The organism is Desulfosarcina sp., assembly GCF_041551955.1.
GTDB lineage: Bacteria > Desulfobacterota > Desulfobacteria > Desulfobacterales > Desulfosarcinaceae > Desulfosarcina.
The window spans coordinates 1-8,526 of sequence record NZ_JBFELV010000209.1; the positions used below are offsets into that span (position 1 = coordinate 1).

The following is an 8,526-nucleotide window of genomic DNA, read 5'->3' on the forward strand; positions in this document are numbered from 1 at the left end:
GCTTTTTCAGCGCTGTCCATACCTGTCTGAAACTTATAGATCCCCGCCTTCGCGGGGATGACAAAAAAGAGGACATCTCGACTTTTTACGGGTTCATCAAATTTGAGGGTTGGATATTGTAATTTTGAATTTACCTGAGACTTGGTGCTTGCAATTTCTTGGTTCCGGTTTATGCACCAGAAATACTGGCGTTACCGGCAGTTACGGCAGGATAATCTTTTCTCCAGCGACCACCAGGTGACCCTTTGCCAGATGTGCATCCTGAAGCAGGACGATCTTCTTGAGCGCAAAGCTGTGTTTCAGCCGGTCGATATTCTGTTTGCGCAGGCCTTGAACGCGGGAAACCATGCTGGGGTGGACGAATATGGTCAATGGGTCGGGCCGTTTTTCCATCCGGTCCAGTTCGGATGAAATGGCACCCAAGACAATTTCACTGTGCACCAGGTGTCCGAAGGCCGGGTGGTAGGGGCCGGCGACAAAGCCGCCCGCCCGGGTCAATCCGTCCGAGGCCTGGAGCCCCATGCGGACGACCGGTATGTGATGGGTGTTGAAATAAAGCAGCAGCCGTTTCACCAGCGTGACACATGCTGCCAGGGCCATGGGGTGGTAGCGATCCTCTCTGAATTGTCTGGCAAGCTGGCTGCCCTCCAGGACAAGGGTCGGATAAATCCTGACGAAATCAGGCGCCAGCTCGACAATCCGGCGGGCCGTCTCCATGGCGCCGTCGTCGTCGTCCCCGGGAAGCCCCACCATCATCTGCAAGCCCATCTGGTAACCCCGGTTTTTAAGCAGGCCGGCGGCGACTATCGTGTCCGATGCCCGGTGCCCCCGTCCGGCGGTATCGAGAACGTGATCGTTCATGGACTGAACGCCCAATTCCACCGTGGAGACCGGAAACCCTTCCAGCAGGCTCAGGGATTCCGGATTAATGGTGTCCGGACGTGTGGAGAAGCGAATGCTGTCCACCTCCTTTGCCTGCACAAAGGGCATGGCTGCCCCCAGCAGTGACCGGATGGTTTCTTTTTCAAGCCCTAAAAAGTTGCCGCCGAAAAAGGAGATCTGGGTGGTGGAGGGCCGTTTTTTGCCGTAATTTAAAAATCGGCGCACCGCCTGCTGGATCTGGTCCGCAGATGGCGTCTGGGCGCTCTGGCCGGTAATGGCGCGTTGGTTGCAGAAAATGCACTGGTGGGGACACCCCATGTGGGGGAGGAATATCGGGATGATAAAGGGCTGGCCGACCGGTCTGGCATCGTCCCGGGCATGCATGGTCAAGCGGATCGATCCAAAAGTTCAAGGCCCGCCCTTGCGGCCTCCTGCTCGGCCATTTTCTTACTTTTCCCATTGCCTTCGGCGTTGATCCCGGCCACGGTCATTTGAACTTTGAAGGTCTTGTCGTGATCCGGGCCAATCTCATCGACGACCTCATATCGGGGCACGTCGTGATGGATCGACTGGACGCGTTCTTGAAGCATGCTCTTGTAGTCGGTCTCATAGCGCGATCGGTTGCTGCTGCGCAGCCGTTCACGGAACCGATTTTCCACAAACTCAAAGGCGGCGTCGAATCCACCATCGACATAAATGGCGGCGATCACCGCCTCGGTGGCATCTGCCAGAATCGAGTTTTTTTCCCTGCCATCGGTCAGCGCCTCCCCTTTTCCCAGCAGCAGGTGGGGGCCGAGGCCTATCTCCCGGGCGATGGCGGCCAATTCGGTTTCATTGACCAGTTGCGCCCGGATTCTGGACAATTCCCCCTCGGTCAGATCCGGGTATCGCTCCATCAAAAGATGGCTGATGGCCAAGTTGAGCACGGCGTCACCTAAAAATTCAAGCCGCTCGTTGCTGGGGATGCTGGTTTGGGGCTGTTCGTTGACAAAGGAGCTGTGGCGAAGCGCATCGGTCAACTGTTCGGCCATGTTAAAGCGGTATCCGAGGGCACGCTCCAGTTTTTCATGGGTGGCGTTTTCGGGAGTCGGATCATCCATGCTCATTGCTCAAGGCGCGCCATCAGGCGTTTATAAAGCAAATAAGGGACATGAAAGTCGCCCGCACCAAAACCCATCTGGATCCCCGGGGTAACGGCACCGTGAAAGTCGGTACCACCGGTGATCAGGAGGTTGTGTTTCTGGGCCAGCTGGCAATACCGTGCTGTGGCGGCTTCGGGATGTTCGGGATAGACGGCCTCGACGCCTTCAAGCCCCATCTCTTTGAGCGTCAGCAGAAATGGCTCGAAGTTGTCAAGATCGGCCAGGTCATTCAGATACGGGTGGGCCAGCACCGCCACACCGCCGGCTGATCTTATGACCGCAATGGCTGCTTCCATCGGGACGCGGTGTTTTTCGACATATGCCGGCTTATTCTTTCCTAAAAACCGGTCGAAGGCGTCGTTAATTGAATCAGCCAGACCTTTGGCGACCATCAGCTGGGCAATGTGCGGGCGCCCGGCGGTGGCATCACCGACAACCAGAGACAATTCCTCCATGGTCACATCCATGCCCAAGTCGCTGAGCCGTTGGATGATCTGGGGGTTCCGGTTTTCCCGGGAGGATTGAAGGACGGTCAGCATCTGATTCAGTGATTTATCTGACAGATCTAACCCATATCCGAGAACATGGATGCTGCTTCCAGACGGATACCCATGGGGTGCTGCGGCGCTGATTTCAATTCCGGTAATAAATTCAAGGGCAACCGGAATGCCATGGGCAAGCGCTGCGGCTGAACCGGAAATGGTGTCGTGGTCAGTAATGGAGACGGCTTTCAGGCCGAGCTGAACCGCCATCTCCAAAATTTCGGGTGGTGTCAGTGTGCCGTCAGAGGCCGTTGAATGGACATGCAGATCGATACCGGGATGTGGGTCAGATGCCAAGGGCTTTTTCAAAAGCCTCCTCTTTGGTTTTGCAATCGATGCACTGGGTGGTGACCGGTCTCGCCTTGAGTCGCTCTATGGAAATGTCTTCACCACACTTGTCGCAGATACCAAAAGTGCCGCTTTCGATTCGATCAAGTGCCTTTTTCACTTTCTTGATCAGCTTGTGCTCGCGATCCCGAATGCGCAGCATGAAGTTGCGATCCGATTCCAGAGCTGCCCGATCCGTGGGGTCTGGAAACGTCTCTTTCTGTTCCGTCATGCCTGAAACGGTATCGCCAGCATGACTCAGTAGTTCCTGCAGCCGCTCGTGAAGGAGCTCTTTAAAGAATTCTCGGTCTTTTTTGTTCATCGCTCAATCCCGCAAAGGTGAAGGTTACTATTGCTAACAAAAAAAGGAAAATTAACACAAGGAAATGGGCATGTAAAGTGCTATTGTGACATCACCGCCGATTCGGGCGATCATCATTTAATCTAAAATCAGGTAGTTGTTGGCCTTCAGGACAGCTCTGAAATCAGCGTATCCAGCGTTTCCATGTTGCTGACACTAAAGACTTTATGGTTATAATCCGGGGAAACAATTTTTTTCAGCAGGCCTGTCAAGACTCTCCCCGGACCCACCTCCACGAATACCTCCACCTTTTCAGACACCAAGCGACGGATTGAATCGTACCACCGCACCGGACTGCACAGCTGCATCGCCATGAGCCGCTGGATGGCTTTACCGTCTTCACAGCAGTCAGCCGTAACGTTGTGGATGACCGAATTTTCCGGTGAATTGAATGAAACGGTGTTCAGATATTCAATGAATTCATCTTCGGCGCCCTTGATCAAATCGCTGTGCCAGGCCCCGCTAACCTTCAGGGGAATCGCCTTGGCGCCCTGTGATTTAGCCGTTTGCGATACTGCCGCCACCGCTTCAGGTGCACCGGTGACGACGATCTGCTGTTCGGCGTTGTGATTGGCGACAGAAACCACTCCCGTGTTCCGGCCGGCTGCCACCAATGCTTCCACCGCCTGGATATCCAACCCGATGATGGCGCTCATTGCACCCGTGTGTTTCAACGATTCCCGGTGCATCAATTCGCCCCGCTTGAACACCAGGCGAAGGGTGTCGGTCGTTGACACGATCTTTGCCGAAGCCAGGGCACTGTATTCACCCAAGCTGTGGCCGGCGGAAAAACCGCAAGTGATCCCGGCGCGCCCAATGGCCTCCAGGCAAGCCAGGTTGACGGCCGTAACGGCCGGCTGCAGGTTAACGGTTTCCGTCAAGGTTTCCATTGGGCCTTTGAAACAGTATTGGGAAATAGGTCCACCGGCAATATCATCGGCGGCGGCGAAGAGCTCCCTGACAAAGTCGTATTCCTGAAACAGGTCGTATCCCATACCTACCGTTTGAGAGCCCTGTCCGGGAAATAAGAATGCAATTTTTTTCAATTATTTTCCTCCAGATTGAAGAGTTTGCGCGTCAGGTCCAAAGCGACGGATTTGTTACCGCGGCAGCCATCCTTTTTCAAAAAATCCGTAGGTTCATGGAGAATTTTATTTACCAGGGCGCCGGTCATGCGTTCGATGGTCCGTTTGTCCGATTCGGAGAGATGACCCAACGACACCAGGGTCTTTTCCAATTCCTGCCGGGCCATGGCTTCGACTTTGCCTCGCAGAGAGACAATGGTTGGGACCACCTTGAGGGTGTCAACCCATTTGCGAAAGCCAATCACGGCCTCATCGATGATTCGTTGAGCCTTGACGGCCTCCCGGTTGCGGTCTTCCATGTTTTCATCCACGATTCCCTTGAGGTCGTCGATGTCGTAAACATAGGCGTTAGTGATCCGGTTGATGTCCGGATCAATGTCTCTTGGAACGGCGATGTCAATGAGAAACAGGCTGCGGTTGCGGCGGCTTTTCATGGCGGTTTTAATCTGGCCTTTCCGAAGCACGTAGTCGTTGGCGCCGGTGGAACTGATCACGATGTCTGCATCATTGATGAAGTCGATAATTTCTTCGAACTTAATCGCTTTTCCGTTAAAGCGGTTGGCCAGTTCGACACCCCGTGAAAAGGTGCGATTGGCTACGGTAATGGTTCCGACCCGATTGCGGATCAGATGTTCGACGGCCAGTTCGGCCATTTCTCCAGCGCCGATCAGCATGACGCGCTTGCCTTGGAGATCGCCGAAAATTTTCTTTCCCAGTTCGATGGCGGCGTAGCTGATGCTGACGGCGTGGTCGCCGATCCCGGTTTCTGTGCGTACTTTTTTAGCCACGAAGAAGGTGCGGTGGAGCAGCTTGTTGAGAATCACACCGGAGGTTTTCTCCACGGTGGCCTTGCGATAGGCTTCTTTCATCTGGCCGAGGATCTGGGGTTCACCCACCACCATGGAATCCAGACTGGCGGCCACCTGCAGGGTGTGCCGGACAGCTTCGTCTCCGACATACTGATACAGGGCGTTTTCAAACTGGGAAAGGGGTACTTTCTTGAATTCGGCGATAAACTGTTTGGCAATGGCCACTGCCGCTTCGCGCTCATCGACGGCCATGAGCAGTTCGATCCGATTGCAGGTGGAGAAAAGGATCGACTCTCCAATGGTCGGGTTCTCCCTGAGCATCGCCAGCGCCCGATCGGTTTCCTCGGCCGTAAATGCAATGCACTCCCGAACGTCCACAGAAGCGGTTTTGTGATTCAACCCAAGCAGTACAATATCACGCATCGTTCATCATCACTGTTGGCCCGGGGCATGCCGAACTGCGCCTGTCCAGGCTCTGAGTTGTCGCCGCAAGGGGGGCGGTTTTCTGTCCAGCCATCGGCCTACATGGCCGTAAACGTTCCGTGGTGACCCTGCAGCAGAAAATTGACGCCGAAAAAAGTGAAGAGAATGACGCCAAAACCGATGATGGCCATGATTGCCGCCCGTCTTCCCCGCCACCCGACGGTGAGCCGTTCGTGGAGCAGTGCCGCGTAAAATAGCCAGGTGATGGCGGACCAGACCTCTTTGGGGTCCCAGCTCCAGAATCTCCCCCAGATGGCTTTGGCGTAAACGACACCGGTAATCAAACCAATGGTGATCATCGAAAAACCCACGACGATGCTGGCGTACCCGGTGGTGTCCAGAAGGTCCAGGGATGGCAGGCGGCTGAAAAAAAATCCCCGGGTTTTCTTTTTAATGGTGTTTTCCTGAAGCAGGTACAACATGCCCAGGCCGCAGGCCAGGGCAAAGGCCGCATTGCCCAGGAAGATGGTGATGATATGGGCGGCCAACCACCAGCTTTTCAACAACTGTGGGTCCTGGGACATCGGCCTGGGCATCTGGTAGGCGGCGATCATTACCAGGGTGATCAGCGGTGCTGCATAAATCCCCAGCACTTTAAGTTTATACCTGAAGAAAAAGGCCAGAAAGACCGCCGCGATCGCCCAGCCGGTGACAGACAGGGTTTCATGGAGGTTGTTGACCGGAAAGTGTCCCGCTCGGATGCCGAGGGCGACCAGGGAAACCGTGTGCAGAGCAAACCCGGCTGCCATAAGACCGACGGCAATTCGCTGGAGGATCGGTTTCTGAAAAAAAAGATAGCCGAAATAGCAGGCACAGCTGAGCATGTAACTAAGGGTCGCGATGATGAAAACAGGCTCCATGTCACTCCTGGGGCTGCTGGTTGGATGGCATCAACTGGTGGTATCGGTAACCAGGGCCCAGAACCCTTTCCAGCAACTGGTCAACCTGGTCAAGCTTTTGGTCTTTGACCAAGGCAAGCAGGTCACCGTCGATCAGCTGTTCAAAAAGGGGTTTGTGCGCTTCCGGTTCGTGGGCGTCGGCCAGCAGTTTGCTTCGAATCGCGCCCATCAGCTCCAGCACCAGGCCATATTCGGGGCCGAACTGGGTTTCAAGCCGTTTTCTAATATGTTTGGCAAAGGCGGGACTTTTGCCGGCGGTGGAAATAGCCATGACAAAACTGCCACGCCGCACAATGGCCGGGAGGATAAAATTGCATATTTCCGGCCGGTCGGCAATGTTGCACAGCAGGTTCAGGCGCTCCGCGTCAGCGTGGATCTGCCGGTTCAGCGTTTCGTCATCGGTGGCGCCGATCACCAGGAACATGCCTTCCACATCCGATGCGCGATAGGGGCGCTGTTTCAACACAATGGCCTTTTCAGCGGCCAGTTGCATGACTGCCGGAGAGACTTTCGGGCTGACCACGGTCACCCTGGCACCGCATTGATTCAGGGTGTCAACTTTGCGAGCGCCCACCCGTCCTCCACCCACAACCAGGCATCGTCGGCCTTGAATATCAAGATTTACCGGATAGTATCGCATGTTCACCATTTAAAGCATAAGGGTCATCAGGTCCTGGGCAAGTATAACCTTACCACTATAGGTGCTTCGGCACTGATTTTCAATATCGGCTGTTTCACATGCCGGATAAAAATGAGTCAGCACCAAGCGTTTTACACCAGCTGCCTGGGCGATTTTCCCGGCGAGTGCAGGGGTGAGATGACCATCGACTTTCTGATGGTCTGGAAAAGCCGATTCACAGATCATCAAATCGGCGTCTGCGGCGACGGTCGTAAGGCCGTCGCACACATCACTATCCCCGGAATAGACCAGTGTTTTGCCCTCGGCATCGACAATGCGATAGGCCAGGCTTTCCGGCCGGTGGGCCACCGGCATGGAGGAAACGGTAAAAGATGAAAACGAACGGCGATCAGCTAGTTGCGTATCGAGTTCAACGACGGTGAACATGCCGGATGGCAGTACGATCCAGTTTCCGTATACCCTTTTCAGGCGTTCGAAAAAAGACCGGAAACCTTGCCCTGCCACAATGGTCAGGGGCCGATTCTGGGAGGACGGTGCCGGGTATTTCAAGGCGAATAGAAAGGCAGCCAACTCGCCGCTGTGGTCCGGATGAAAATGGCTGAGAAAGAGGTAGGAAATGTCGAAGATGGTGACATCGATTTCCAGCAGGCGGCGCATGATCCCCGGGCCGCAGTCGAAGAGCAGGTTTTCTCCTCCGGTTTTCATCAGAAAGGAGCAAGGGTTGCGCACCAGCGACGGGACACAGGTTCCCGATCCCAGAATAGTGATTTGGCTCTGCATGGCCCGGATCCTCCCAAAAAAAGTTGGCCGTCCGGAATCCATTTTAGGATGAACCGGAAAAGAATACAACCGGAAGAAACGCGTCCGTCACCGATAAACGATGGGTCGAAATGAAAAAAAATGAAGCACGTTCCTGCTTCCCGGAAAAAATGTTCCGCAACGGGTGTTTTCAATGCTTCATGACGCCGGCAGCGGCGATTGCACAATCATGATGCTTGACATGGATGAATGGTATTTGTTATTTCAGCCGCTGTTCGAAAACTATTTTGAATCCATACAATCTGTTCGGCGCAACGATTTTGTTTCAGTGGTCGTGCGGCGTCCGATTATCCTTCTCTTTACAGGAAAAACCGTTTTTTTCAACTTACTGATCTACGCCGTCCGGCCTGGGACGCTCCGGCGGATGAAAAAGACGATCGATGCAGAACCACGGAATCACCGTTTGTTCGATTATAAAAAAAACAGGGATTGGGCCGAAAATCTGACCATTGTCATGCAGCTGGGATTGACCATGGCGGGCTGCATCGTATTTTGTTTCTTTGTGGGACACTATCTGGATAAATGGCTGGGGCTGAA

10 protein-coding genes are annotated in these 8,526 nt (G+C 54.3%); 1 reads left to right on the plus strand and 9 read right to left on the minus strand.

Annotated elements, in window-relative coordinates; all coding sequences use genetic code 11:
* Positions 1-201 precede the first annotated feature (201 nt).
* The 9 genes from ABYV26_RS15310 to ABYV26_RS15350 form a co-directional block, all read right to left on the minus strand.
* A complete protein-coding gene (locus ABYV26_RS15310) occupies positions 202-1,266 on the minus strand; it encodes an elongator complex protein 3 (RefSeq protein ID WP_372682236.1) in 1,065 nt (354 codons plus the stop codon).
* Positions 1,267-1,268: 2 nt separating this feature from the next.
* Positions 1,269-1,982: a ribonuclease III gene (rnc, locus tag ABYV26_RS15315; protein ID WP_372682228.1), complete on the minus strand. Its 714-nt coding sequence runs from the start codon at positions 1,980-1,982 to the stop codon at positions 1,269-1,271.
* A 2-nt stretch (positions 1,983-1,984) separates the two neighbouring features.
* A complete protein-coding gene (locus tag ABYV26_RS15320) occupies positions 1,985-2,863 on the minus strand; it encodes a PHP domain-containing protein (RefSeq protein ID WP_372682229.1) in 879 nt (292 codons plus the stop codon).
* A complete protein-coding gene (gene dksA, locus ABYV26_RS15325; protein ID WP_372682230.1) occupies positions 2,853-3,215 on the minus strand; it encodes an RNA polymerase-binding protein DksA in 363 nt (120 codons plus the stop codon). Before dksA ends, ABYV26_RS15320 begins: the two co-directional genes overlap by 11 nt.
* 146 nt (positions 3,216-3,361) lie before the next feature.
* Positions 3,362-4,300 (minus strand): ACP S-malonyltransferase, encoded by a 939-nt coding sequence (gene fabD / locus ABYV26_RS15330; RefSeq protein ID WP_372682231.1) that lies wholly within the window; start codon positions 4,298-4,300, stop codon positions 3,362-3,364.
* On the minus strand, positions 4,297-5,571 hold the full coding sequence (gene hemA, locus ABYV26_RS15335) for a glutamyl-tRNA reductase (protein WP_372682232.1): 1,275 nt from the start codon (positions 5,569-5,571) through the stop codon (positions 4,297-4,299). Before hemA ends, fabD begins: the two co-directional genes overlap by 4 nt.
* A gap of 98 nt (positions 5,572-5,669) precedes the next feature.
* Positions 5,670-6,491, minus strand: a complete 822-nt coding sequence (ccsB, locus tag ABYV26_RS15340) for a c-type cytochrome biogenesis protein CcsB (protein ID WP_372682233.1) — start codon at positions 6,489-6,491, stop codon at positions 5,670-5,672.
* A 1-nt stretch (position 6,492) separates the two neighbouring features.
* Positions 6,493-7,179, minus strand: a complete 687-nt coding sequence (locus tag ABYV26_RS15345) for a bifunctional precorrin-2 dehydrogenase/sirohydrochlorin ferrochelatase (RefSeq protein ID WP_372682234.1) — start codon at positions 7,177-7,179, stop codon at positions 6,493-6,495.
* Entirely contained in the window at positions 7,180-7,950 is a 771-nt protein-coding gene (locus tag ABYV26_RS15350; protein ID WP_372682235.1) for an MBL fold metallo-hydrolase, read from the minus strand.
* 493 nt (positions 7,951-8,443) lie between these two features.
* Here ABYV26_RS15350 and ABYV26_RS15355 point away from each other — a divergent pair.
* The coding region (locus ABYV26_RS15355) for an AtpZ/AtpI family protein (protein WP_372682237.1) at positions 8,444-8,526 on the plus strand (83 nt) is incomplete at its 3' end.

Excerpts from the sequence above, each read along its gene's own strand:
- ABYV26_RS15310 (WP_372682236.1), bottom strand. The coding sequence starts at position 1,266 with ATGCATGCCCGGGACGATGCCAGACCGGTCGGCCAGCCCTTTATCATC.
- rnc (WP_372682228.1), bottom strand. The coding sequence starts at position 1,982 with ATGGATGATCCGACTCCCGAAAACGCCACCCATGAAAAACTGGAGCGT.
- dksA (WP_372682230.1), bottom strand. The coding sequence starts at position 3,215 with ATGAACAAAAAAGACCGAGAATTCTTTAAAGAGCTCCTTCACGAGCGG.
- hemA (WP_372682232.1), bottom strand. The coding sequence starts at position 5,571 with ATGCGTGATATTGTACTGCTTGGGTTGAATCACAAAACCGCTTCTGTG.
- ccsB (WP_372682233.1), bottom strand. The coding sequence starts at position 6,491 with ATGGAGCCTGTTTTCATCATCGCGACCCTTAGTTACATGCTCAGCTGT.
- ABYV26_RS15345 (WP_372682234.1), bottom strand. The coding sequence starts at position 7,179 with ATGGTGAACATGCGATACTATCCGGTAAATCTTGATATTCAAGGCCGA.
- ABYV26_RS15350 (WP_372682235.1), bottom strand. The coding sequence starts at position 7,950 with ATGCAGAGCCAAATCACTATTCTGGGATCGGGAACCTGTGTCCCGTCG.